The organism is Kitasatospora sp. NPDC005751, from assembly GCF_040630835.1.
Classification (GTDB): domain Bacteria; phylum Actinomycetota; class Actinomycetes; order Streptomycetales; family Streptomycetaceae; genus Kitasatospora.
Map to the genome: position 1 here is coordinate 85,383 of NZ_JBEXYC010000012.1, position 24,255 is coordinate 109,637.

A 24,255-nucleotide genomic window follows, 5' to 3' on the forward strand; every position below is an offset into this window, starting at 1 on the left:
TCTTTCATTGGTTTACCGGAAGGCCAAGAGCCGGACCGGTTTGGGGAGGACGTCACAACGTTGAAGATGACCAGGAAAGCCGCCGCGGCCGCCACGGCCGGGGCGGTCATAGCCGCTCTGGGCGCGGGTCTGTTCCCGAGCACGGCCCTCGCGGCCGGCTCGGCGCCCACGCCGAAGGACCCCGCTGACGCCGTTCAGTCGGTCAAGACGGACCACAACCTGCCGGGCCCGCTGACCGAGAAGGTCGAGGCCGAGCAGAAGGCCGCCACCGAGCAGCTGCTCGCCGGCACCGCGAAGGTCGAGGAGCACGGCGGCAGCTCCAGCATCAAGCTGGGCAAGGACAAGTACGTCGAGCTCGCCCGCGAGCGCACGGACAAGATCTTCACCATCCTGGTCGACTTCAGCGACCAGGTGGACAACACCACGAAGACCCCGGACGGCAAGATCAAGTTCGGTGGGGACCCCGGTCCGCAGCACAACCAGATCGAGAAGCCCGACGCGGCGACCAACAACTCGACGCTCTGGCAGGCTGACTACAACCAGCAGCACTACCAGGACATGTACTTCAGCAAGACCCAGGACTCGCTGAAGACCTTCTACGAGAAGCAGTCCTCGGGCCGCTACTCCGTCGACGGCCAGGTCACCGACTGGGTGAAGGTCCCGTGGAACGAGGCCCGTTACGGCTCGGACTACTGCGGCCAGCACGTCTGCAACAACGCGCAGGACCTGATCCGCGACGGCATCAACGCCTGGGTCGCCGACCAGAAGGCCAAGGGCCAGACGGACGCTCAGATCAAGGCCACCATCGCGCAGTACGACCAGTGGGACCGGTACGACTTCGACCACGACGGCAACTTCAACGAGCCCGACGGTTACATCGACCACTTCCAGATCGTGCACGCCGGTGAGGACCAGTCGGCGGGCGGCGGCAAGCAGGGCGACAACGCGCTGTGGGCCCACCGCTCGTACGTCTACGGCACCCAGGCCGGCTCCACCGGCCCCGCCAACAACCTGCTCGGCGGCACCCCGGTCGGCTCCACCGGCATCTGGATCGGTGACTACACCATGCAGCCGGAGAACGGCGGCCTCGGTGTCTTCGCCCACGAGTACGGCCACGACCTCGGCCTGCCGGACCTGTACGACACCTCGGGCAGCGGGATCGACAACTCGGTCGGCTTCTGGTCGCTGATGTCCTCCGGCTCCTGGCTCGGCGAGGGCAAGAACTCGATCGGCGACATGCCGAACGACCTCGACGCCTGGAGCAAGCTCCAGCTCGGCTGGCTGAAGTACGACAAGGCCAAGGCCGGCACCGAGACGACCCACCACATCGGCCCGGTCGAGTACAACTCGAACCTGCCGCAGGCCCTGGTCGTCGACCTGCCGAAGAAGACCGTCACCACCGAGATCAACACCCCGTTCGCGGGTGCCAACGAGTGGTGGAGCGGCAGCGCCGACGACCTCAACGTGTCGCTGGCCCGTGACGTCGACCTGACCGGCAAGACCAGCGCCGCGCTGACGGCCAAGGCCTGGTACGACATCGAGCAGGACTTCGACTACGGCTACGCCGAGGTCTCCACCGACGGTGGCGCCAACTGGACCGCCCTGAACGGCACCTTCAACGGGGTCGCGATCCCGAAGAACGCCGCAGACAAGGCCGGCCTGACCGGCAACTCGGGCAACAAGTGGGGCGACCTGTCGTTCTCGCTCGACGCCTACGCGGGTAAGGCCGTCAAGGTCCGCTTCCACTACACCACCGACGGCGGTCTGCACCTCAAGGGCCTGGCCCTGGACGACATCGCCATCGCCGCCAACGGCGCCACCGTCTTCACCGACGGTGCCGAGAACGGCGACAACGGCTGGACGGCCAACGGCTTCTCCCGCATCACCGGCAAGTTCTCGAACGACTACGCGCAGTACTACATCGCCGAGAACCGCCAGCACATCTCGTACGACCGGACCCTGAAGACCGGCCCGTACAACTTCGGCTTCTCCAACACCAAGCCGAACTGGGTGGAGCACTACCCCTACCAGGCCGGTCTGCTGATCTGGCTGTGGGACACCTCCCAGAGCGACAACAACGTCACCAACCACCCGGGTTCCGGCCTGATCCTCCCGGTCGACTCGCACCCGACCCCGATCAAGTGGACCGACGGCACCCTGATGCGCCCGCGCATCCAGGGCTACGACTCGACCTTCGGCTCGCGCAAGGTCGACAGCCTGACCCTGCACAAGAGCGGCGTCGAGACGGTCGTCCCGAAGGCCAAGGGCGTCGACGAGTTCAGCGACCTCAAGTCGTACTGGACGAAGGACAACCCGTACAGCAGCGTCATCGTCCCGAAGACCGGCACCAGCATCGAGGTCGAGAACGAGTCCTCGAACTACCTCGAGACCTGGATCCGCGTCCGCCCGGTCGACAACTGATCGAAACGAGCAGTGACGATCAGCCTCTGACCAGGCACTGATTCACCCGTCCGGCCCGTCCCCGCAGCTGCGGGGGCGGGCCGGACGCTTGTCCGCGAGAGGTCCGCGCAGCCGCCGGAGTCCGCCCGTCCGGCGGGGTCCGCGCGGCACTTCCGGTCGGACCTACCGGTCCGGCAGCAGGGCGAGGAAGGCGTCCACCGCCTCGGTGACGTCCTTGCCGGTCCACTCCAGCGCGTCCGCGGCCACCGTGACCTCCGTCATCGACAGCCCCGGCAGGCCCTGCTCGCGCCAGCCGCCGAACAGGGCCGTCCCCGACTCCTCCGCCAGCCGGAGTCCCGCGAGGTCCAGCTCCTGCGGGGGGTAGGGAAGCCAGAGCTGGAACTGGTGGGTGTGCGGCGGGGCCGGGTGGACCCGGGCGCCCGGAACGCCCGCGAACCCCTCGGCGAGCGCCGCCGCGACCGTCCCGGCGTGCGCGACGTACTGCCCCAGGCGCGGCAGTTCGCGGTCCAGGCCGGCCAGCGCGGCGAGCGCCGCCGGCCACTGCTGGAACAGCTGGCCGCCGTAGCGGTGCCGCCAGGCCTTGGCGGTCCGCACGAAGCGGGCCCGGCCGGCCAGCGCCGCGCCGCTGATCCCGCCGAGCGTCTTGTAGAAGGAGACGTAGACCGAGTCGGCCTGGGCGGCGATCTCCGGCAGCGGGCGGTCGAAGTGCACCACCGACTCCCAGATCCGGGCCCCGTCCAGGTGCAGCGCGGCGCCGTGCTCCTCCCGGACCACCGCGGCCACGGCCAGCAGGTCCGCCCAGGACGGCAGGACGAACCCGGCCTCGCGCAGCGGCAGCTCCAGGATCATCGCCGCGTACGGCTCGTCGAAGGCCCGCAGCTCGGCCACGGTGGGCAGCCGCGGCGCGACCGTGGGCCAGACGCTGCGCAGACCGCTGAGCCGCCCCAGCGCGTGCCGCTCGTGCAGTTCGGTGTGCCCGAGCGGGTGGGTGGCCACGGTCGGCAGCGCGGCGGCCTCGGCGTGGATCCGCAGCGCGACCTGCTGGGCCATCGTGCCGGTGGGGAAGAACGCGGCGTCCTCGGTGCCGAGCAGCTCGGCGACCCGGTTCTCCAGGGCCCGCACCACGCCGTCGCCGTACATGTCCGGCCGCCGGTCCAGGTCGTAGGCGCCCTCGCCCTCCTCGGCCAGGGCGGCGAGCCGCTCGCGCAGGCTTCGCGGCCGGGTGCCGGAGAGCAGCCGCTCGCAGCCGCGCAGCGCGGTGTACCGGCGCTCCTGGACGCCGGGCCCGCGGTCGGCTTCGGTCTCTTCGCTCCTGTTGGGATACATGCGTCGATGGTCCCGCAGGGACGGCGCGGGGTCAGCGGTGCGGACACCACGGGCGCCGCGGGCCCGGCCGGAGCCCGGCGCCGGGTGGCACTGGTCACAAGCACCGCCCGTGGTACGAGCGGCGGTAGTAGCGCGACGCGGCGGGGCCCTGGGAGACGCGGGCCGTGACCCTACTGTCGGATCACATGATCGTTACTCCGTCGGCTTGAATCTCCGGCCGGACGGTGACTACACGCCGTAGTACGTCACACCGTTTGGGAGTCCGCTCGGTGACGGTTACACCTGAGTGGTCCCTGCTCAGCACGCCCGAACGGGCTCGTTGCGCTGCCCCCGTACGTCCGTGAGGTCGAGCTACCGATGTCTTCCGTCCCGCCCATGGGGCCGGCCCTGCGCCGCCTCGCCGCCGACGCGGCGAACCGGGCGGCCGCCTGGCAGCCCCGGCTCGGCCAGGCCGTCCGCACCCACGCCGCCCCGCTGCGCACGCTCACCGCGCCCCGCCACGTGCTCCCCGGGGGCCCGCTGCGGGCCGACCGGCACCGCACCGTCACCGCGATCGGCGCGAGCGCGGTGATACTGTCCGGCGCCCTGCTGGTCGCCGCCCCCGGCAGCGCCTCGGCGCAGACGGTCGTACCCACCACCCCCGGCAGCTCCGCCTTCACCTCCTCGCCCGCCGCGGTGCCCGCCCCCACGCCGGTGCAGGTCGCCGGCCCGAGCGCCTACAAGCTGCCGCACGAGCACGGCTCGGCGCAGGAGTACGTGGCGGTCGCCGCCAACCTGCTGCCCCCGGAGCCGCCCGCCCCGGCCGCGCCGTCCGCCGACCAGGCTCCGGCCGCCGAGCCCGCCCCGGCTCCCGCTCCGGCTCCGGCCCCCGCACCCGCACCCGCACCCGCTCCGGCACCCGCGCCCGAGTGGTCCGCGCCGGTGCCGGGCGCGCCGACCAGCAACCCGTACGGCGTGGCCAACCCCGAGTACGCGGCCGGCTACCACACCGGCGTGGACTTCGCGGTGTCCCCGGGCACCGCCCTGCTGGCGGTCGGCAACGCCACCGTCGTGTCGGCCGGCTGGGACGGCGCCTACGGCAAGGAGGTCGTGCTGCGGCTGGCCGACGGGCGGTACGCGCAGTACGCGCACATGTCGTCGATCTCGGTGTCGGCGGGCGACCGGGTGTCGGCCGCCGAGCAGATCGGCCGCTCCGGGAACACCGGCAACTCGACCGGGCCCCACCTGCACTTCGAGATCCGCTCCAGCAACCACTACGGCGCGGTGGTCAACCCGATCGCCTACCTCTCCGGGCACGGGGTCACCGGCTTCTGAGGCCGCGGCACACGACGAGGGGCGGACCGGTCCACGCGACCGGTCCGCCCCTCGGGCGTTCGTGGGCGGGCGCCGGGCCGCTCAGACCCGGACCGGGGGGCTGATCAGGGCGCCGATCTCCAGCGCGACCCGCTGCGCGGCCGCCATCGCCTCCTCCACGGTGGCCACCGGTACGGCGTGCTCCGGGACGTGCCCGGGCTCCTGGCACTCGGCGGCGTCCTGCTTGATCAGGAACAGGGCCGAGTTGATGGTGAACAGCGACATCGCGGCGCGCAGCCGGTCCTCGAAGGTGGCCTCCGGGCCGTGCACCAGCCGGACCATCGCGATCATGCGGTCCTTGAACTCCACCCCGGCGGGCGAGTCGCGCAGCGCGGGCTGGTTCTCGTGGAAGAAGCGCAGCAGCGGGGCCCGCTCCGACATGCCCGCCGCGAACCGGCGGATCAGCTCGTCGCGCAGCGCGGGCGTCCACTCCTGCTCGCGGCCCCAGGCGATGGTGTCGTCGATCGGCGCGGCCATGCTCTGCACGATGCCGTGGACGATGTCGTCCTTGGTCTTGAAGTGGTAGTAGAGCGCGGCCTTGGTGACGCCCAGGCGGTCGGCGATCTCGCGGAGCGAGGTCTGCTCGTACCCCTGTTCGGAGAAGAGCTCCAGTGCGACCGCGACGATACGGGCCCGGGTGTCGCTGCGGGGGCTGTGCGTCGTACCCATGGCCTGCCTCGTTGACTGCGTCGGTGACTGCTGTGGCTGCGTTCGGCCGGCGCCGGTCGACGCCTGCCCGTCCGAACTCATTCTCCCCGTTCCGGTGGTCGACCTGGAAACTGGCTTGACGACCGGCTAGTGCACAACTTACCGTGCCGACGGTCCACAAACTAGCCGGGCGACAAGTAAGTAAGCCTTCCGCAGGCCAGATCGGTCGTCCGCCTCCAGTCCGGGAGACACCACCCCATGTCACAACCCAAGGCCGCCACCCCGGCACCGGAAACGACGACGCCCGAGGAGCAGCAGACGCGCTCCCCCCGGGAGATCCGCCTGGTCATGATCGGCCTGGTGGTCACCATGCTGCTGGCCATGCTCGACAACCTGATCGTCGGCACCGCGATGCCGACGATCGTCGGCGACCTCGGCGGCGCCGAGCACCTGTCCTGGGTGGTGACCGCCTACACCCTGGCCACCGCCGCCTCCACCCCGATCTGGGGCAAGCTCGGCGACCTCTACGGCCGCAAGGGCATCTTCCTCACCTCGATCGTGATCTTCCTCGTGGGTTCGGCGCTGTCCGGCCTCTCGCAGAACATGAACGAGCTGATCGGCTTCCGCGCCCTCCAGGGCCTGGGCGCCGGCGGTCTGATGGTCGGCGTGATGTCGATCATGGGCGCGCTGGTCCCGCCGCGTGACCGCGGCAAGTACCAGGGCATGTTCGCCGCGGTGATGGCGCTCGCCACCATCGGCGGCCCGCTGGTCGGCGGCTTCATCACCGACCACCTGAGCTGGCACTGGACCTTCTACATCAACCTGCCGCTCGGCGTGATCGCGCTCGCCGTCGTCGTGGTCACCCTGAAGCTGCCGAAGGTCCGCAGCAAGGCCCGCATCGACTACGTCGGCGCGCTCCTGCTCACCACCGGCATCACCGCGCTCACCCTGATCACCACCTGGGGCGGCCAGGAGTACGCCTGGGGCTCCAAGCAGATCCTGGGCCTGGGCGCGCTCGCCGCCGCCACGCTGATCGCCTTCTGCTACGTCGAGCAGCGGGTCGAGGAGCCGATGCTCCCGCTCGACCTGTTCAAGAACCTGAACTTCACCCTGGTCTCGCTGATCGGCTTCATCGTCGGCTTCGTGATGTTCGGCTCGACCGTCTTCCTGCCGCTCTACCAGCAGACCGTGCAGGGCGCCTCGGCGACCAACTCCGGCCTGCTGCTGATGCCGATGATGTTCGGCATGCTGGTCGTCTCGCTGGTGGTCGGCCAGGCGGTCACCAAGACCGGCAAGTACCGGATCTACCCGATCATCGGCACCATCGTGATGACCGGCGGCATGCTGCTGCTGTCCATGCTCTCCACCGACACCAGCAGCTTCGCCTCGGCCTGCTACATGGTGGTGCTCGGCGCCGGCATGGGCTTCCTGATGCAGATCACCATGCTGGTCGCGCAGAACAGCGTGGAGCTCAAGGACATGGGCGTGGCCAGCTCCACCGCCACGCTGTTCCGCACCATCGGCGGTTCCTTCGGCGTGGCGCTGTTCGGGGCCCTGTTCAACAACCGGGTGACCGAGACCATGAAGGAGCGGCTCGGCGACGCGGCCGCCAACGGCGGTGGCAAGGGCGACCCGAGCTCCCTGAGCCCGGCCGCGCTGCGGGCGCTGCCCGCCCCGGTCCAGGACGCGTACCACCACGCCGTGGCCAACGGCATGCACACCGTCTTCCTCTGGGGCGCCGCGGCCGCGGTGATCTCGATCGCCGCGGCGGTGTTCCTGCGCGAGGTGCCGCTGCGCGGCGCCGGCTCGCCGGCGAAGGACGACGCCAAGGGCACCGAGCCCAACATCGAGGCCGTCGCGATCTGACGCCCGGAAAGCCCCCCTCCCGCCCTGGGAGGGGGGCTTTCGCGTCTCCGGGCGCGGGTGGTTCCGGTCCGCCGTCCCGCAGGCCGCCAAGGGCCGCCACGGGCCGCCCCCGTGCTACTGCGGCAGGCGGTAGACCCCCTGCTCGACCGGCTCGACCAGGCCGTCGGCGACCAGTCCGTCCAGCGCCCGGGCCCGCTGCACCGCGTCCGGCCAGACCGCGTCCAGCCGTGCCTGCCCGACCGTGCCGTGCGCGTCCCGCAGCACCGCGAGGAGCTTCCCGCGCACCTGCCGGTCCGTTCCCTCGTAGGTCTGGCCGCGCCGGGCCGGGCCCTCGTACGGCGGGCGGCCGGCCCGCTGCCACGCGCAGTGGCTGAACAGCGGACAGCCGCCGCACTCCGGTGCGCGCGCCGTGCAGACCAGGGCACCCAGCTCCATCACGCCGACCGCCCAGCTCGCCGCCGTGTCGGCGTCGTCGGGCAGCAGCGCCGTCGCCGTCCGCCGCTCGGCCGCCGTGGTGGCCTGGGCCGGGTACTCCACCCCGGTCACCGCGCGGGCGAACACCCGCCGGACGTTGGTGTCGAGCACCACGTGCCGCTGGCGGAAGGCGAACGAGGCCACCGCCGCGGCCGTGTACTCCCCGACGCCCGGCAGCGAGAGCAGCGTCGCGTGGTCGTCCGGGACGACGCCGCCGTGCTTCTCGGTGATCGCCACCGCCGCCCCGTGCAGGCGCAGCGCCCGCCGCGGGTAGCCCAGCCGGCCCCACATCCGGACCGCCTCGCCCGGCGCGTCGGCCGCCAGGTCGGCCGGTGTCGGCCAGCGCTCCAGCCATGCCGCGTAGGCCGGCAGCACCCGCTTCACCGGGGTCTGCTGGAGCATGAACTCGCTGACCATCACCGCCCAGGGCGAGGCCTCCGGGGTCCGCCAGGGGAGGTCGCGCCGGTGGGCGTCGTACCAGCCGAGGACGGTCGAGTGCAGCACCGGCAGCGGCAGCGGCAGCGCCGGTACGGCGGCCGCCGCGGACGAGGGGGCGGGGACGGCGGGGGTGACGGTGATGGCAGCCATGGCCCTTCGATCCTCCCATGTCCGCGCCGCGGCTCGAAGCGGGTGCGGGACCGGGTGCGGAGCGGCCTCGGAGCTGCCTCTGAGCGGACGGGCAGGTTCCGGATTGCCTCGGAAGGCCCCCACCCGGACTCCCCCGAACGGCTCATATGGCGGATCATGTGAAGGAAGGGGCGAGTGTGCGGTGTTGATGAGTCACAGGGCACACACTGTCTCGTAGAGTTTGGGCGTGCCTTCTCTGCGTCAACCCGTGGGACCGTTGCCGGCCTCGATCTACTGGCGACGGCGTCTCGTCGTCGCCGTCGCCGCCGCCGCGGTCGTCGCCCTGCTCGTCTGGCTGATGTCCGATCAGGGCGGTGGTGGTGACGGACCGGCGGGCAAGGGCGCGCAGGCCGCTCCCTCCCAGACCCCGGTCCAGACGATCACCCCGGGCGCGTCGTCGACCGGGCCCGCGAACAACTCGCGCCCCGGCAGCGGCGGGACGGGCGGCACCAACCCGGGCGGCGGCGCGGTCTCCGGATCCGGTGGCGGCGACGCGAGTCTCAGCACCGGCGGCACGGGCTCCGGTGGCGCGGCCAACCCGGCCACCGGCGGATCGGCCGGCGGCGGGTCCGCCGCGGGCGGTACCGGCGGCGGCGCGGCCGGCGGCTCCGGCGGCAGCGGCGGCACTCCCCCGGTGAACACCTCCGAGGTGATGGCGCTGCCCGTCTGCGCCTCCTCCCAGGTGACGCTGGAGCTGGCCAGTGCCCAGAACTCCTACCAGCCCAAGGACAAGCCGAAGCTGACGCTGACCGTCCACAACTCCTCCGGCGCCAACTGCCGCGTGGACCTCGGGCGGACGGCCTCCGCCATCACGGTGACGGCCAGCAACGGCGACCGCGTCTGGTCCTCCGGCGACTGCCCGGCCGACCGCGGCGGCAACTGGGTGCAGATCCCGGCCAACAGCGGCCTGACCGAGACCTTCACCTGGGACCGCGGCCGCAGCAAGCCGCAGTGCGCCACCGCCGATCCCGCGGCCGCGCCCGCCGGCACCTACCTGGTGGTCGCCGACCTCACCGGCCTCTCCGGCGGCCAGGTGTCGGCGCGCTCCTCGATCCGCCTGGAGAGCTGAGCGCCCCGAACGCCCCGCTCCCGACGCCCTCCCGCCAAGCCCCGGCGCACGCCGCGCCGGGGCTTCGCGCGTTTCCGGCCACCTCCGGACGGGGTTCGCCGGGGCGGCGCCGCGACACGGAGCGGCCCCCGGGGAAGGTTCCCCGAGGGCCGCCCGCACGTACTGGTCGTCGTCAGACGTAGCGCTCCAGGATGGACGATTCAGCAAGTCGGGACAGGCCCTCGCGCACCGAGCGCGCCCTGGTCTCGCCGACGCCCTCGACCGTCTGCAGATCGTCGATGCTGGCCGCGAGCAGCTTCTGCAGTCCGCCGAAATGCTCGACCAGCCGCTCTATCACGGTGTTGGGCAGGCGCGGGATCTTGGCCAGCAGGCGGTAGCCGCGCGGCGAGACCGCGGAGTCCAGCGACTCCGGCGAGCCCGAGTAGCCGAGCGCCTTGGCGACCGTCTGCAGATCGAGCAGCTCGGCGTGGGTCAGCGCCTCCAGATCGGCCAGCACCTCGGCGACCGTCCGGCCCTTCTTCGCGGCCCGCTCCGGGAAGTAGTCCCGGGCGACCAGCTCGCGCTCCGGCTCCACGCCCGCGATCAGCTCGTCCAGTTGGAGGGAGAGCAGCCGGCCGTCGATACCGAGCTCCAGCACGTAGCCGGCGATCTCGGTGGCGATCAGCCGGACCATCTCCAGCCGCTGGGCGACGGCGGTGACGTCCCGGACCGTCACCAGGTCCTCGATCTCCAGGGCGGAGAGCGTGCCGGCCACCTCGTCCAGCCGGAGCTTGTACCGCTCCAGCGTGGCCAGCGCCTGGTTCGCCCGGGAGAGGACGGTGGTGGAGTCCTCCAGCACCCGACGGGTGCCGTTCACGTACATCGCGATCAGCCGCATCGAGTGCGACACCGCGACCACGGGAAACCCGGTCTGCCGGTTGACCCGCTCCGCGGTGCGGTGGCGGGTGCCCGTCTCGTCGGTGGGGATGGTGGAGTCCGGCATCAGGTGCACCCCGGCCCGGACGATCTTGGTGATGTCCTTGTCCAGCACCACGGCGCCGTCGAGCTTGCACAGCTCGCGGAGCCGGGTCGCGGTGAACTCGACGTCCAGGACGAACCCGCCGGTACAGATCGACTCGACGGTCTTGTCGAAGCCGAGCACGATCAGACCGCCGGTGTTGGCCCGCAGCACGCGTTCCAGGCCGTCACGCAGCCCCGTGCCGGGGGCGATGGCGGTGAGGGAGGCCCGCAGCAGGGCCTCCTCGCGGGAGGACTTGTCCACCCGGTCGCTGCCTGCCACGTGACTCCTCCGGTCGACCCCGTGCCGCGCGCCTCGCGCCGTGCGCCGGCCTACGGTCTGTCGCTCTGTCGCTTATTACTGCCTTATTGCCAATTAGACAGGGGAAAGTCTAACTGCGTGCGGCATTAACAGGGCTTGGGTCAGCGCAGTTCGTCCGAGTCGACCGGCTCCCACCCCTCCATGAGCTCCTCCGGGTAGGCCGCGACGGGCGCCGCGGCGGCGGCCCGGCGCGGGGTCGGCGGCGCCGACGGCGCCTCACCGCGCGGCTTGGCGGCGGCCCGGCGGCGGCCCGGGATGGCCCGCAGCGCCTCACCGATGTCCGCGACCTCGACGACCGTCATCCCCGCCGGCACCTTGCCCGGGTCCGGCGGGACCAGCGCGTGCGTGAAGCCCAGCCGGTGCGCCTCGGCCAGCCGCCGCTGCACACCCGTCACCCGCCGTACCTCGCCCGCCAGACCGACCTCGCCGATCGCCACCAGGTTGCTCGGGAGCGGGGTGTCCGAGGAGGAGCTGGCCACGGCGAGCGCGATCGCGAGGTCCGCCGAGGGCTCGCTCAGCTTCACCCCGCCGACCGTCGCGGTGTAGATGTCCTGTTTGCCCAGCTTGACCCCGCCGTGCCGCTCGACCACGGCCAGGATCATCGCGATCCGGGGCGACTCCAGGCCGGAGGTCGTCCGGCGCGGGGACGGGATCTGCGAATCCACCATCAGCGCCTGCACCTCCGCCACCAGCGGACGCCGGCCCTCCAGCGTGACGGTCAGGCAGGTCCCGGGGACGGGCTTGTCACGCCTGGTCAGGAAGAGGCCGGAGGGATCGGCCAGGCCCACGATGCCCTCGTCGTGCAGCTCGAAGCAGCCGACCTCATCGGTGGCGCCGTAGCGGTTCTTGATCCCGCGGATGATCCGCAGCCGGGCGTGGCGGTCCCCCTCGAAGCTCAGCACCACGTCCACCAGGTGCTCCAGCAGGCGGGGCCCGGCGATCTGGCCGTCCTTGGTGACGTGGCCGACCAGGAGGGTGGCCATGCCGCGGTCCTTGGACGCCCGGATCAGCGCACCGGCCACCTCGCGGACCTGGGCCGGCCCGCCGGGCGCGCCGTCCAGCTCTGCGGAGGCGATGGTCTGCACCGAGTCCAGGATCAGCAGGCCCGGGTTCACCGCGTCGATGTGCCCGAGGACGGCGCCGAGATCGGACTCGGCCGCGAGGTACAGGTGCTCGGAGAGCGCGTTGATCCGGTCCGCCCGCAGCCGGACCTGACCGGCCGACTCCTCACCGGTGACGTAGAGCGTGCGGTGCTGGGCACTGGCCGCCTTGGCCGCGACGTCCAGCAGCAGGGTGGACTTGCCGACGCCGGGCTCGCCGGCAAGCAGCACCACGGCGCCGGGGACGAGGCCGCCGCCGAGCACCCGGTCCAGCTCGGGCACACCGGTGGAGCGGGCCGTCGCGACCTGGCCGTCGATCTGGGCGATCGGGCGCGCGGGCGCGCTCACCGGCCCGGCGGCCGTCGTCCTGATCGGCACCGCGCCGTACTCCTCGACCGTGCCCCAGGCGTTGCACTCCGGGCAGCGGCCGACCCATTTGGGCAGCTGGTTGCCGCACTCGGTGCAGCGGTACGCCGGGCGCGGCTTGGCGGTGGTCTTGGTGCGGGCAGCCATGCGGTCACCGTAGCGCCTGGGTACGACAACGCGGGTCCGGCGGCCGCGGCGCGGGGACGGGACGGTGCGGGCACCTCCGGTCCACGAATGGGCGATGTTGTTACCCGAAAGAAGTACAACAGCGGGGAAGAGCCCGGGCGGGGGCCCGGGTCTCTCTACCGTCGGACGGGTGACAACGCGTATCGAAGGGCCGCGCGACCCCGTGCTCGCGGCGTACGACCGGCAGGTGGACGGCCTGTTCACCTACTGCCTCTCGGTGCTGTGCGAGCACGACGCGGCCGCGGCCGCCCTGCGCGAGGTGCGCGAGCTGGCGCGGCGGCACGGGGCCCGGCTCGCCGAACCGGGGATGGTCCGGGCCTGGCTGTACTCGCTGGCCCGGTACTGCTGCCTGCGACGCCTGGAGGACGGGGGCGGACTCGGCGGCGGTGGCGCTGCCGGTCCTGGTGCCGCCGCCGGGGCCGCCGCCGTCGCCGGCCTGCTCGACGTGGTGACCGGCGCGGGTACCGGCGGTGCGGGCCCGTCGGACGCCGCCGGTCCCTCGGCCGCGGAGGCGGGCCGTCGGCGCCGGGAGCTGGCCTCGCTGGCCTGGCCCGAGGCGGCCGGCACCGACCCCGAGCAGCGCGAGGCGCTGGAGCTGTCGGTGCGCCACCGGCTGAGCCCGATCGAGGTGGCGGCCGTCCTGGGCGTCCCCTTCGAGAGCTGCCGCGCACTGCTCGCCTCGGCCGAGGCCGAGGTCGGCCGGACCAGGGCGGCGCTGCTGGTGCTCGGTGTCGGCAGCTGCCCCGAACTGGACCGGCTCGGCGGGGCCGGGGCGGAGAGCTGGCGGGACTGGGTGCTCGGCCCCGCGCTACGCCGCGAGCTGGTGCAGCACGTGGCGGACTGCCCGACCTGTCGGGGCACCGCCGAGCGGGTGGCCGGCGAGGTGACGCAGGGCGCCGACGGCCTGTCCGGGCTGCCGGTCCTGTCCGCCCCGGCGGCCCCGGCGGCCCCGGCGGCCCCGGCGGCGACCGGGGCAGGGACCGACGGGGCGGTGTTCCTGCCGCGTGCGGCGGAGGAGGCGGCCCGTCGGAGGTCCTCGGGGCCGGCCCCGGTGGTCGAGCCCGGTCTCCGGTTCGACCAGGGCGGGTTCCCGCGCCACCGGGCACCGGACAGCGGCCGGGCCCGGGCGGTACGCCGCCGGGTGGTGACCACCGGGGTGCTGGCCGCCGTCCTGGCCGCGCCGGTGGTGGCGCTCTGGGCCGGCCACCGGGGTGGCGGCGGCACCGGGGCGGCGGCCTCCGTCTCCTCGGTCCGGGTCGAGGACGACGCGCGGTCCGCCGGGCACCGGCCGGGCGGGGCGGTGGCCGGGCAGCCCGGGCTGCCCGGCGGGGTGGTGGGGGCCGTGGGCGCGGCCCCGGCGGTGGCGGGGCTGGAACTGGCCGGGGCCAGGGGTGCAGAAACGTTGCTCCCGGGGATCCAGGGCCCCGCGATTCCGGTCCCCGGCCGGGGCGCCACCCCGCTCGGCAGTCCGACACTGGTCGCCGCACCGGCCCCCGCCGTCACCGGCGGCCCGGGCACCGCGCCGGGCACCGCAGGCCCCGCCGGTGGTCCGGGGGCACCGGCCACCGCGCCGATCGGGCTGCTGACCGTCGAGGCCGGCGAGTACGGCAACCGCACCGTCCTCACCTTGACCAACTCCGGCGCCACCGAGATCCGCTGGCACGCCGAGGTGGCGGCCGCCTGGCTGCGCCTCAGCCGGGACGCCGGAACGCTCGCACCGGGCCAGCGAATCACGGTGATCGTCACCGTCGACGAGGACCTCGCGCCGGACGCGCACTGGACCGCCCGGATCGCCCTGCCGCCCTCGCAGGCGGTGGTCACCCTGGAGGGCGGCCCGCACCACCGGGGCGGCAGCACCTCGGCGCCGGGCGAGCCGACCTCGGCCCCGACCGATCCGGGGCCGACGCCCACCGGCGGTACGCCGACGGGCCCGCCGACCGGCGGTACCCCGACCGGGCCCGGACCCACGGCGGCGCCGACCGGACCGACGGCGACGGCCGCGCCGAACGGCACGCCGACGACCGCTCCCCCGGCGACACCGACCGGGGCTCCGACGGGCACGCCGACAGGGGCGCCCACGGGCGCGCCGACCGGGCCGGGGACGGGGACAGGCACTGGGACGGGGACAGGGACGCCCAGCGGGGCCGCGTCGCCGGGCGGGTCGGCGTCGCCGGCGCCGAGGGGAGGCGCGTCGGCGCCCGCTTCGCCGCGCTGAACCGGGAGGGGAGCGGGAGGCACAACCCGGGGTGGGGACGCCCTGCCCCCGGCCCCGCCACCCGCCCCCGGCCCCGTGTGTCAGCCGGTCAGCCGGTCAGCCCGGCGATGCCGTCGCCGAGGTACTTCGCCCCGAGGACGACCAGGAGGACGATCATGATGGCCGCGTTGTGCGCGGCCATCCACGCCTTCCACTCACCCAGCACCCGGGTCGACCGGTCGCCGCCGAACCGGGACACCGCCAGCGGCACCACCGTGCAGAGCGAGCCGATCACCACCATCAGCGCGGCCGCGCCCGCCTTGCCGCCGCCGGAGGCCGTACTGGTGGCGATCGAGACCGCGCCGCCCACCGCCAGCACCAGGTTCTTCGGGTTGGCCACCACCAGGGCGGCGCCCAGGCCGGCCGCCCGGACCGGGGTGAAGCGGTCGATCGCCTGCATCCACGTCGGCGGCGCGTGCACATGGCCCTCGCGCGGGCGGCCCCGCCACTGCTCGAACCCCAGCAGCAGGAACAGCGCGCCCAGCGCCAGCTTCAGCCACCACGCCCAGGCCGGCGGGGCGGAGCCGGTGCTCAGCCCCGAGCCGGCCGACACCACCACCGCGACCACCGCTCCCAGCGCCGCCACCCAGCCGCCCGTGAAGGCCGACCCGTTGGTCCGGCCCTGCGGGGTGGCCAGCATCAGGATCACGGCGATCAGCGGCATCGGGCTGAGCGCGATGCCGACGGCCGAGGCCAGCATCTGGCCGACGGCGTCACCCATCCCGACTCCTCCCGGTCACCGGTGTGCGGACAACCCGCTCAGCTCCGCCGGATCGGCGGCACCCGGTAGGTGCCGTCGAGGGCGGCCGGCTTCGGCTGGTAGAGCCGGATGATCGGCCGGAACTCCCCCGCCGGGGTCGGCAGCCAGTTCGCCTCCTCCGCCGGGTCGGTGGGGCGGTCGTGCTGCAGCCGGAGCGTCAGCGAGCCGTCCTCGGCGTAGACCAGACCAGGCGTCCGGTCGCCGATCGAATAGCGCTCGATCGGGTTCGCGACCAGGTAGTAGTCCGGCAGGCCGTACATGGTGACGGACCAGAAGGCCTCGGCCGGCGGCGGCTGGTCCAGGCGCAGCGTGTACCTGTGGGCGCCGCTCAGCGGCCGCCCGTCGGCGTCGTCGTACGTCATCGCGTAGGTGGCCTCGTACGCGTGGTTGCCCCAGAGTCCGGCGCGGGCGGCGGCGGCGCGGCTGAGGTAGGCGGCGCGGCGGTCGGGGATACGCCACTCCGGGTCGTCGATGGTGCCGGGGCCGAGGAAGTCGACGTTGAAGTCGAACAGGTGCAGCCCGGAGCGCCACTCGCCGGCCGGGTGGTCCTCCGGCGGCCGGGTGGCGGCCTCGACCCGTTCCCGGCCCGCGGCCAGGCCCTTGAGCAGGGCGAGGGTCCACTCGGGCTCGGCGGCGCGGTACGGCGACGGTCCGGTGTCGAGCAGGCCGAGCGGGGCGAAGCGCTGCTGGTACTCGACGTCCGGCCCGGCGGGCGGGAAGGCCGCCATCCAGATCCGCAGCCGTTCGAAGAAGGCCAGCCGCTCCGGCACCGCGGGGTCCGGCTCGGGCAGCCCGGCGGCCAGGCCGCCGGGCTCCAGCGGTTCGAGCGTCAGCCCTTCCTGGAGGGCCCGGACGCGCGGCAGGTCCTCCGGGCCGGTGCAGGCGAAGCGGCCGACGACGGTGGCCACGGTGGTCGGCGAGACGATCACGCGTTCCCGGTCCGGCGGGGTCCCGTGCCAGCCGGGCGGGACGACCAGCCAGGTCTGCGCGCCGGTACCGGTGGCCCGCCGGCCGAGGTAGGCGAAGTTGTCGGTCCACGCGCCGACGAACTGCAGGACGTAGTAGGCCCCGGCGGTGTCCGGTACCCGCAGCACCTGCGGACCCTCGGAGAGGTCGAGCTGGGCGATCGAGTAGACGGTGTCGTTGTTGACGGAGACGAAGGGGTCGTCCGGGCCGGCCAGTCTGGTCGCGTGGCTGAAGTCGTTGAAGGGGGCCGCCGGCAGGGTCCCCAGGCCGCCCGCGGTGAAGCGCTCGACCATGGTGAGGTCGGAGACCAGCGGGTAGCCGTAGACGTAGGCGTCGGCGGCCAGGGCCTCCAGCTCGGGCTGGGTCATCGGTAGTCCTTCCCGGGGTCCGGGTGGCGGGGTCGGGGTGGGTCAGGGTGTGTCGGTGGTGGGTCGAGGTGGGTGCCGGGTCGTGGGTGGGTGGCGGGTCGTGGGTGGGTGGTGCTGCTCGCGGGGCTGGAGGCGGTGCCGGGCTCAGCGTGGCGTCAGCGGTGGGAGCGCCCAACGGCCTTCGCGGGCCCGCTCGTCCGGTCCGTAGAGCCGGACGACCGCCTCGAACGGGCCGTCGGGCGCGGGCAGCCAGTTGGCCGAGTGCTGGGCGTCGGCCGGGCGCTTGTGCTGGAGGTAGAGGGTGAGGCCGCCGTCGGGGTCGTGGGCCAGCCCGGGGGTGCGGTCGCCGATCGAGTAGCGGTCCAGCGGGTTGTCGACCAGCCGGCGCCCGGGGAGCGCGTACATGGTCGCCGACCAGAAGAACCGCGCGGGCGGGAGCGCGTCCGGTCCGAAGCGCAGGACGTAGTCGTGCTCGCCGGTGTTCGGCGGGCTGTTGCCGTCGCTGTCGGCCGTCCAGGCGCCGTACCAGACCTCCTCGACGGGCAGCCCGTACAGGTCCCGCAAGGCGCCGACGGCCCGCCGGAGGTGGTCCGTGCCGAGCCGCTCGCTCGTGCCGGAGAGGCCGGGCGTGTCCCCGGCCCCTTCCACGGTCCGATCCCCGATCCGATCCGCGGCCCGTTCGGCGGCCCGTTCGGCGGCCTGGGTGAGTTCGGCCCGGGCGTCGGCGATGCCGCGCCCGATCTCGGCGCGGACCTCGATCGGCAGCGCGGCGGGCTCGAACTCGCCCCGGCCGTCGATGCCCAGATCGGTGAGCCGGCCGCGCAGGTCGGCGTCGGCGGGCAGCACGGGGCAGAAGCCGAGCAGGAAGTCGAGGAAGCCGAAGAACTCGATGGTGCCCAGCACCTCCTCCCGCCAGACCGGCCAGACGGGATTGGGTGCGGGCGGCGGTGCCACGGTACCCGCGTACTCGTGCAGCGGGCGCAGCCGGTACTGCCGCTGGAGGCCCTTCAGCTCCTCGACCGCCTCCGGCGAGGTACCGCCGAGGTGGGTGCGGCCGACGATGCCGATCAGCTCGGTGGCGGTGCGGATGACACCGGCCGTTCCCTCGGGCACCGCGCCCTGCCAGCCGGGGCCCGCCACCAGGTAGTCGCCAGCCTCCCGGCCGGTGGCCCGGGTGCCGATGAACCCGGCGTAGGAGGTGTCGAGTTCGTGCAGTGGGAGGACGTAGTAGCGGTCCTCGGCGGGCACCGAGACGACCCACGGTTCGGCCCGGAGGTCGAGCCAGGCCCAGGAGTACCGGGTGTCGTTGTCGGGCGTGACGACGTCGGTGGTCGCCGGGGTGGAGGGCTGCGCATGGTGCCGGAAGACGCCGAAGCCGCCGGTGTGGCGCGGGTCCGCGTCGTCGACGGCCTGCGGGTAGAGCGTCCGGTAGTTCTCCAGGAGCGGGAACCCCCAGATCCATGCCTCGGCGGCGGTCGCGCGGACGGTGGCCGGATCCACGAGTGCCGGGTTGCCCATGCTGTCGCTCTCCCCTGCCTCGGCGCATGCCCCTTATCCGGACATACAGGTTCAAACGGATCCTAGGGGCGGCCCAGTCGATCAGCATGTCGGCGATGCCGGAAGGGGCCCCGCCCGCGCGCCCGGGCGTCCGGGGTACGTCCGGAGTGGGTTCGCGATGCTTCCGGAGTACGCCTGGGGTACCTCCGAGGTAGCTCCGGGTGCGTCCGGATGCCTCCGGAGTGCGCCCGGGGTACCTCCGGGTGCGTCCGCCCACCGCGAACGGAAGCCTGTGGCGGGTCCGACCGGGAGAGGCTGGCGATATGAAGATCCTCTTGCTCGGCGGTTCGTCCTTCCTCGGACGGGCCTACGCTTCGCAGGCCCTCGACCGGGGCCACGACGTGACCACCTTCAACCGCGGCCGCTCCGGCAGCGACCTGCCCGGCGTCGAGACCGTCCGGGGCGAGCGCGACTCCGCCGACGACCTGGCGCGGCTGGTCGAGGGACGGCGGTGGGACGCCGTCGTCGACACCTCGGCGCAGCAGCCCGCCCAGGCCGCGCTCTCCGCCCGGCTGCTGCGCGCGCACGCGGACCACTACACCTTCGTCTCCTCCGTGCACGCCTTCGCCGACTGGCCGGCCCGGGCGGTGGACGAGACCGCGCCCCTGCACCCCTGCCCCGCCGACACCCCGCCCGACCAGCCCCCCGGCAACCCCCTCAAGGCCGGCTGCGAACGCGCGGTGCTGGAGGGGTTCGGGGCCGACCGCACGCTGATCCTCAACAGCGGCCTGCTGATCGGCCCTCACGAGAACGGCGGCCGCCTGCCGTGGTGGCTGGAGCGGATGGCCCGCGGCGCCCGGGTACTGGCTCCGGGTGACCCGACCCGGGCGATGCAGGTCATCGACGTCCGCGACTTCGCGGTGTTCGGCGTGACCGCGCTGGAGGCCGGCCGTACCGGGCGCTACCTCACCACCGCCCCGGCCGGGAACGTCACCTTCGGGGAGTTCCTGGCGACCTGCGTCGAGGTGGTCGGCGAGACCGTCGACGGCGACGGCGCCGCCCACCCGCCGGCGGAGCTCGTCTGGGTCGAGGACGGCCCCCTGCTCGCCGAAGGTCCGGACAGCGTCCAGCCCTGGAGCGAACTCCCGCTCTGGGCACCCGACGTGCCGGAGCTGGCGGGCGTCTGGCTCGCCGACACCGCCCGGGCGCAGGCGGCCGGCCTGCGGTGTCGGCCGTTCGCCGACACCGCCCGGGACACCTGGGCCTGGCTCCGCGCGCGCGGCCCGGCCGAGGACACCGACGCCGACGGGCTCAAGGGCCGCAAGGGTGCCGCTCAGAAGGCCGGCATGGTCCCCGCCAAGGAGCAGCGCCTGCTCGCCGCCCTCGCGTAGCGCGACGCGGGCCGCGCCCTGCGCACCGACGCTGTCTGGCTCGCCGCCCTACCGAGGCGGCGAGCCAGGCGCGTCCATCGGGCCCGGGTGGGCCAGGAGACCGGGGCTGTGGTCACCGGACCGACGCGATCAGTGCGCACGCCCGGGCCGCAGAAAACGGCACGCACGCCGGGCGGCGCGGACCGGACCGTGCGCCGCGGCCGACGGACCCCCGGTCATTGCGTCCGCCGGTCAGTGCGTCCGCCGGGTGACCAACTCGGCGAGCGCCAGCAGTTCGTCGGCCGCGGACGGCTCGGGCACCGCTGTCGCCAACTGGCCGAGCGCGGCGGCCATCCGCTCGCACGACTCCCCCTGCGCCCAGCCCCGGCCGCCCGCACCCTCCACCGCGGCCGCGCAACGGCTCAACTCCTCCGGGCTGAGCGGACGCGCGAGCGCGTACAGCTCGGCCAGCGCCCGCCCGTCCGGCGTGTCGGAGCCCAGCGCCGCCACCACCGGCAGGGACTTCTTGCGTGCCACCAAGTCCGCCCCGACCGGCTTGCCGGTGACGGCGGGATCCCCCCAGATCCCGATCAGATCGTCGATGAGCTGGAACGCCAGGCCGATCTCCCGGCCGAAGCCGTCCATCGCCTGCGCCGCCTCCTCCGAGGCGCCCGCGTACTGGGCGCCCATCGCGCAGGCGGCACCGAGCAGCGCACCCGTCTTCGCCTCCGCCATCGCCAGGCACTCGGCGAGCGAAACGTCACTGCGCTGCTCGAAGGCGCAGTCGATCTGCTGGCCCTCGCAGAGTTCGACCACGCAGTCGGTGAGCCGGCGGATCGCGCCCTGCGCGGCCGGGTGAGTGTCCTCCGCGAGGAGGCGCAGCGCCAGCGAGTGCATGGCGTCGCCCGCCAGGATGGCCTCGGTGGTGCCGAACACCCGCCAGGCGGTGGGGCGGTGGCGCCTGGTCTCGTCACGGTCGATGACGTCGTCGTGGAGCAGGGTGAAGTTGTGGACGAGCTCGACGGCCGCCGCCGCCGCGGTCGCGGTCACCGTGGTGCCGCCGAGCGCCTGGGTGGCGGCCAGGACCATGGCCGGCCTGATCGCCTTGCCGGAGGGTGCGGCGGCCGGTGAGCCGTCGGCCTCCCACCAGCCGAAGTGGTAGCCGGCCACCTTGCGCATCGAGCCGGGCAGCGAGTCGACCGCGGCGCGCAGGACCGGATCGACCAGACCACGGGTGCGGGCGAGCACGTCCTCCGCCTCGTGGCCCTCCCGGTGCTCCCGCTCCAACGTGAAACTTCCCATGGGTTCCTCCCCCTGATGGTGGGCGCCGTCCGGCCGGCCGCGGGACCCCCGCGACCGGCCGGACGGCGCGATGCCGATCGACCCCGGTCAGTCGTGGTGGTGCGCGACGTCGACGTTCTCCAGCACGCCCACCGCGTCGGGCACCAGAATGGCGGCGGAGTAGTAGGCGCTGACGAGATAGGAAATGACGGCCTTCTCGCTGATCCCCATGAACCGCACCGAGAGGCTCGGCTGGTACTCATCGGGAATTCCGGTCTGGTGCAGCCCGATGACACCCTGGTTGTCCTCGCCGGTGCGCAGCGCGAGGATCGAGCTGGTGTGACCACCGACGACCGGGATCTTGTTGCACGGGAAGACCGGCACCCCCCGCCAGGCGAACACCGGCTTGCCCTGGACCTCGACGGTGTCCGGGTAGAGGCCGCGGCGGTTGCATTCCCGGCCGATGGCGGCGATCGCCTTGGGGTGGGCGAGGAACATCTTGGTGCCGCGGCGCCGGCTCAGCAGCTCGTCCATGTCGTCCGGGGTGGGCGGGCCGGAGTGGGTCTGGATGCGCTGCTCGTACGCGGCGTTCCGCAGGAGCCCGAACTCCGGGTTGTTGATCAGCTCGGCCTCCTGGCGCTCGCGCAGCGCCTCGATGGTCAGCCGGAGCTGGTGCTCGGTCTGGTTCATCGGCTGGTTGTAGAGGTCGGCGACCCGACTGTGCACCTTCAGCACCGTCTGGGCGACGCTCAGCTCGTACTCGCGCGGCTTCAGCTCGTAATCCACGAAGGCGCCGGGCAGCTCGTACTCGCCGTGGTGCCCGGCGGAGAGCTCGATCGCCGCCTCGCCGTGCTGGTTCTGCGCCTGCTGGAAGCCTGCCAGGTAGTCCATGATCTGCAGCTGCAGTGCCTCGGAACGCTCCGCGAGCTCCTGGAACGACGGCCAGGAGAGCGCCAGCAGCGTGCCCGCGGTGGCGGCCTTCACCGCGTACGGCCAGCTGCCGTCCTCGCGCTGGAGCACCTCGTCGCCCAGGTGGTCGCCGTCGGCGAGGGAGCCGAGCACCACCGCTTCGCCGTACTTGCCCGTTCCCCACCGGTCGAGCTTGCCGTGCGCGATGATGAGGACCTCGTCGATCGGCGTCCCCGCCGTGACCAGGACCTCACCGGCGGAGAAATCGCGTTGGACGAAGCGACCGGCCAGCGCCTCCAGCACCGCGTCGTCCTCGAACCCGCGCAGCACCGGCACCTCGCGCAGGGTGGGTGGGACGATCCGCACGTCGGAGCCCGTCTGGACGACACTCACCCGGCCGCGGCCGACCGCGTACCGCAGGCGCCGGTTGACCCGGTAGGTACCGCCGGAGACCTGGACCCACGGCAACATCCTGAGCAGCCAGCGCGGGCTGATGCCCTGCATCTGCGGCGCGGACTTGGTGGTCGTCGCGAGGTTCCTCGCGCCGGCCGTACCGAGGCTCTGCTGCGAACCGGATTGCGGCGTACCGCCCGGCGCAGGAATACCGACGTTGGTTTCGGTCGACATAGGGAGCCTTTCGCATACCCGATGAAGTGTCGCCTTGCAAGAATCATGATGGGCCCATTCGAAGGCTTCCACAATCACTCTTTCGAGTGGTCGGAATAACCGAACAAATAGGACCACTAGATCACCTGATCTATTTCAGTTCGATCCCTATTCGAACGCGGTCGAACCCCTCCTTCCGGACCCCGGCCGCACCCCGACGCCACCCGCGGCCGACCCCCGGCTGACCCCCGGCCGGACCCCGCCCCGGCCACCGGCCCACCCGCCGTCCACCCCGGCGAGCCGGGCCGCTAAGGTGCGCCTCAAGGGCCACGGGGCCAGTGACGAACGAGTGGCCGCACCGGATGCCCTCCCCCTCGTTCACCCCTGCCCTGGGAGGCCTTCATGAGTGCCCCCGTACGTGTCTGGCTCAACCGCACCTACGCCGAGAACGTCTTCTTCATCGAACAGTTGCGCGCCGCGCCGCGCCCCGTCCGGATCCACGCGACCCACGTCGACGCCGACTCCCCGGTGCTCGCCGCCGCCGACCACGCCACCCTGGAACCGGGCGACCTCCCCCCGGACGCCTACGTCGCCTACGCGCTCGACTACTGCGCCCGCCACGCGATCGACGTCTTCCTGCCCCGGCTCAACCAGCTCGCGATCTCGCTGCACCACCAGGAGTTCGAGGCGATCGGCACCGCCCTCGTCTGCCCGCCCGCCACCGCCATCGCGGCCTTCGACAGCAAGGCCGACGGCTACGCGGCGATCGCCGCCGCCGGGCTGCCCACCCCGCCGTGGTGGCTGGTCCGGAGCGCCGACGACCTGCTCGCCGCCGTCGACCGGATCGAGTCCGCCGGGCTCACCGCCTGCCTCAAGCCCGCTTCCGGCGCCGGCGGCGAGGGCTTCCGGATGCTCACCCGCGAGCCCTTCGGCCTGCACCGGCTGGCCGGCTGGGACAGCCGGGTCCAGGTCGACCAGGTGGCCGCCGCGCTGGCCGCCGCCGACGAGCCGGCCGACCTGCTGGTGATGCCCTACCTGGAGGGTCCCGAGATATCGGTCGACTGCCTCGGCGACCGCGACGGCACCCTGCTCGCCGCGGTCGGCCGCAGCAAGCACCGGCGCCGCCGGAGCTTCACCACCGCACCGCGGTACCTGGAGCCCACCCGCCGGCTGATCGAGTCCGTCGGGATGTCCTTCCTGTCCAACGTGCAGTTCCGCCACCTGGCCGGGGAGCCGGTGGTCATCGACGTCAACACCCGCCCCTCCGGCGGTCTGCACCAGCTGCGCCTGTGCGGCCTCAACCTGCCGTGGAACGCGGTGCAGTTGGCGCTCGGCGAGCGGCCGGACACCGTGCCCACCGGGGATCCGGCCGGGATCGACTACACCCTGGTCTCCGGGATCCAGCCGGTCCTGCCGCGCCAGGGTTCGTTCGACCGCGGTCCGGCCGCGGTCGAACTCGTGCACTGACACCCGTACCGACACCCGCGAAC

At 73.3% G+C, this 24,255-nt stretch carries 17 protein-coding genes; 7 read left to right on the top strand and 10 right to left on the bottom strand.

Annotated features, from left to right (window positions below; genetic code table 11):
* Positions 1-66: 66 nt before the first annotated feature.
* A complete protein-coding gene (locus ABZ497_RS14700; protein WP_359805168.1) occupies positions 67-2,421 on the top strand; it encodes an immune inhibitor A domain-containing protein in 2,355 nt (784 codons plus the stop codon).
* A 162-nt stretch (positions 2,422-2,583) separates the two neighbouring features.
* Here the strand turns inward: ABZ497_RS14700 and ABZ497_RS14705 are convergent, their stop codons facing one another.
* Positions 2,584-3,747, bottom strand: coding sequence for a beta-eliminating lyase-related protein (locus ABZ497_RS14705; protein WP_359805170.1), 1,164 nt, complete (start codon positions 3,745-3,747; stop codon positions 2,584-2,586).
* A 357-nt stretch (positions 3,748-4,104) separates the two neighbouring features.
* On the opposite strand from ABZ497_RS14705, the gene ABZ497_RS14710 reads away from it, so the two are divergent.
* A complete protein-coding gene (locus ABZ497_RS14710) occupies positions 4,105-5,061 on the top strand; it encodes a M23 family metallopeptidase (protein ID WP_359805172.1) in 957 nt (318 codons plus the stop codon).
* Between the two features lie 81 nt (positions 5,062-5,142).
* Here the strand turns inward: ABZ497_RS14710 and ABZ497_RS14715 are convergent, their stop codons facing one another.
* Complete coding sequence (locus tag ABZ497_RS14715; protein ID WP_352286128.1) at positions 5,143-5,769, bottom strand: helix-turn-helix domain-containing protein; 627 nt, start codon at positions 5,767-5,769, stop codon at positions 5,143-5,145.
* Between the two features lie 237 nt (positions 5,770-6,006).
* Here ABZ497_RS14715 and ABZ497_RS14720 point away from each other — a divergent pair, with 237 nt between their 5' ends.
* Positions 6,007-7,614: an MDR family MFS transporter gene (locus ABZ497_RS14720; RefSeq protein WP_359805174.1), complete on the top strand. Its 1,608-nt coding sequence runs from the start codon at positions 6,007-6,009 to the stop codon at positions 7,612-7,614.
* Positions 7,615-7,728: 114 nt separating this feature from the next.
* On the opposite strand, the gene ABZ497_RS14725 is transcribed toward ABZ497_RS14720, so the two are convergent.
* On the bottom strand, positions 7,729-8,676 hold the full coding sequence (locus ABZ497_RS14725) for an A/G-specific adenine glycosylase (protein ID WP_359805175.1): 948 nt from the start codon (positions 8,674-8,676) through the stop codon (positions 7,729-7,731).
* Positions 8,677-8,902: 226 nt separating this feature from the next.
* On the opposite strand from ABZ497_RS14725, the gene ABZ497_RS14730 reads away from it, so the two are divergent.
* Entirely contained in the window at positions 8,903-9,784 is an 882-nt protein-coding gene (locus ABZ497_RS14730; protein ID WP_359805177.1) for a hypothetical protein, read from the top strand.
* A gap of 172 nt (positions 9,785-9,956) precedes the next feature.
* On the opposite strand, the gene disA is transcribed toward ABZ497_RS14730, so the two are convergent.
* Both disA and radA read right to left on the bottom strand, forming a co-directional pair.
* On the bottom strand, positions 9,957-11,063 hold the full coding sequence (disA, locus tag ABZ497_RS14735; protein ID WP_329488361.1) for a DNA integrity scanning diadenylate cyclase DisA: 1,107 nt from the start codon (positions 11,061-11,063) through the stop codon (positions 9,957-9,959).
* A gap of 140 nt (positions 11,064-11,203) precedes the next feature.
* Positions 11,204-12,715, bottom strand: coding sequence for a DNA repair protein RadA (radA, locus tag ABZ497_RS14740; protein WP_352286122.1), 1,512 nt, complete (start codon positions 12,713-12,715; stop codon positions 11,204-11,206).
* A 169-nt stretch (positions 12,716-12,884) separates the two neighbouring features.
* On the opposite strand from radA, the gene ABZ497_RS14745 reads away from it, so the two are divergent.
* Positions 12,885-14,969 (top strand): sigma-70 family RNA polymerase sigma factor, encoded by a 2,085-nt coding sequence (locus ABZ497_RS14745; protein WP_359805179.1) that lies wholly within the window; start codon positions 12,885-12,887, stop codon positions 14,967-14,969.
* A gap of 88 nt (positions 14,970-15,057) precedes the next feature.
* On the opposite strand, the gene ABZ497_RS14750 is transcribed toward ABZ497_RS14745, so the two are convergent.
* The 3 genes from ABZ497_RS14750 to ABZ497_RS14760 all read right to left on the bottom strand — a co-directional run bounded on the left by ABZ497_RS14750 (position 15,058) and on the right by ABZ497_RS14760 (position 18,620).
* On the bottom strand, positions 15,058-15,729 hold the full coding sequence (locus ABZ497_RS14750) for a GAP family protein (protein WP_359805181.1): 672 nt from the start codon (positions 15,727-15,729) through the stop codon (positions 15,058-15,060).
* Between the two features lie 38 nt (positions 15,730-15,767).
* Positions 15,768-17,102 carry a DUF1254 domain-containing protein gene (locus tag ABZ497_RS14755; protein WP_359805182.1) on the bottom strand — a complete coding sequence of 445 codons (1,335 nt, stop codon included), beginning with the start codon at positions 17,100-17,102 and terminating at the stop codon, positions 15,768-15,770.
* Positions 17,103-17,246: 144 nt separating this feature from the next.
* Positions 17,247-18,620 (bottom strand): DUF1254 domain-containing protein, encoded by a 1,374-nt coding sequence (locus ABZ497_RS14760; protein ID WP_359805184.1) that lies wholly within the window; start codon positions 18,618-18,620, stop codon positions 17,247-17,249.
* A 302-nt stretch (positions 18,621-18,922) separates the two neighbouring features.
* Here ABZ497_RS14760 and ABZ497_RS14765 point away from each other — a divergent pair, with 302 nt between their 5' ends.
* Positions 18,923-19,990, top strand: coding sequence for an NAD-dependent epimerase/dehydratase family protein (locus ABZ497_RS14765; RefSeq protein WP_359805186.1), 1,068 nt, complete (start codon positions 18,923-18,925; stop codon positions 19,988-19,990).
* A 231-nt stretch (positions 19,991-20,221) separates the two neighbouring features.
* On the opposite strand, the gene ABZ497_RS14770 is transcribed toward ABZ497_RS14765, so the two are convergent.
* Complete coding sequence (locus ABZ497_RS14770) at positions 20,222-21,271, bottom strand: family 2 encapsulin nanocompartment cargo protein polyprenyl transferase (protein WP_352286110.1); 1,050 nt, start codon at positions 21,269-21,271, stop codon at positions 20,222-20,224.
* Between the two features lie 87 nt (positions 21,272-21,358).
* Entirely contained in the window at positions 21,359-22,786 is a 1,428-nt protein-coding gene (locus ABZ497_RS14775) for a family 2B encapsulin nanocompartment shell protein (protein WP_359805188.1), read from the bottom strand.
* A 381-nt stretch (positions 22,787-23,167) separates the two neighbouring features.
* On the opposite strand from ABZ497_RS14775, the gene ABZ497_RS14780 reads away from it, so the two are divergent.
* A complete protein-coding gene (locus ABZ497_RS14780; protein WP_329488372.1) occupies positions 23,168-24,232 on the top strand; it encodes an ATP-grasp domain-containing protein in 1,065 nt (354 codons plus the stop codon).
* The last annotated feature ends 23 nt before the right edge of the window (positions 24,233-24,255 follow it).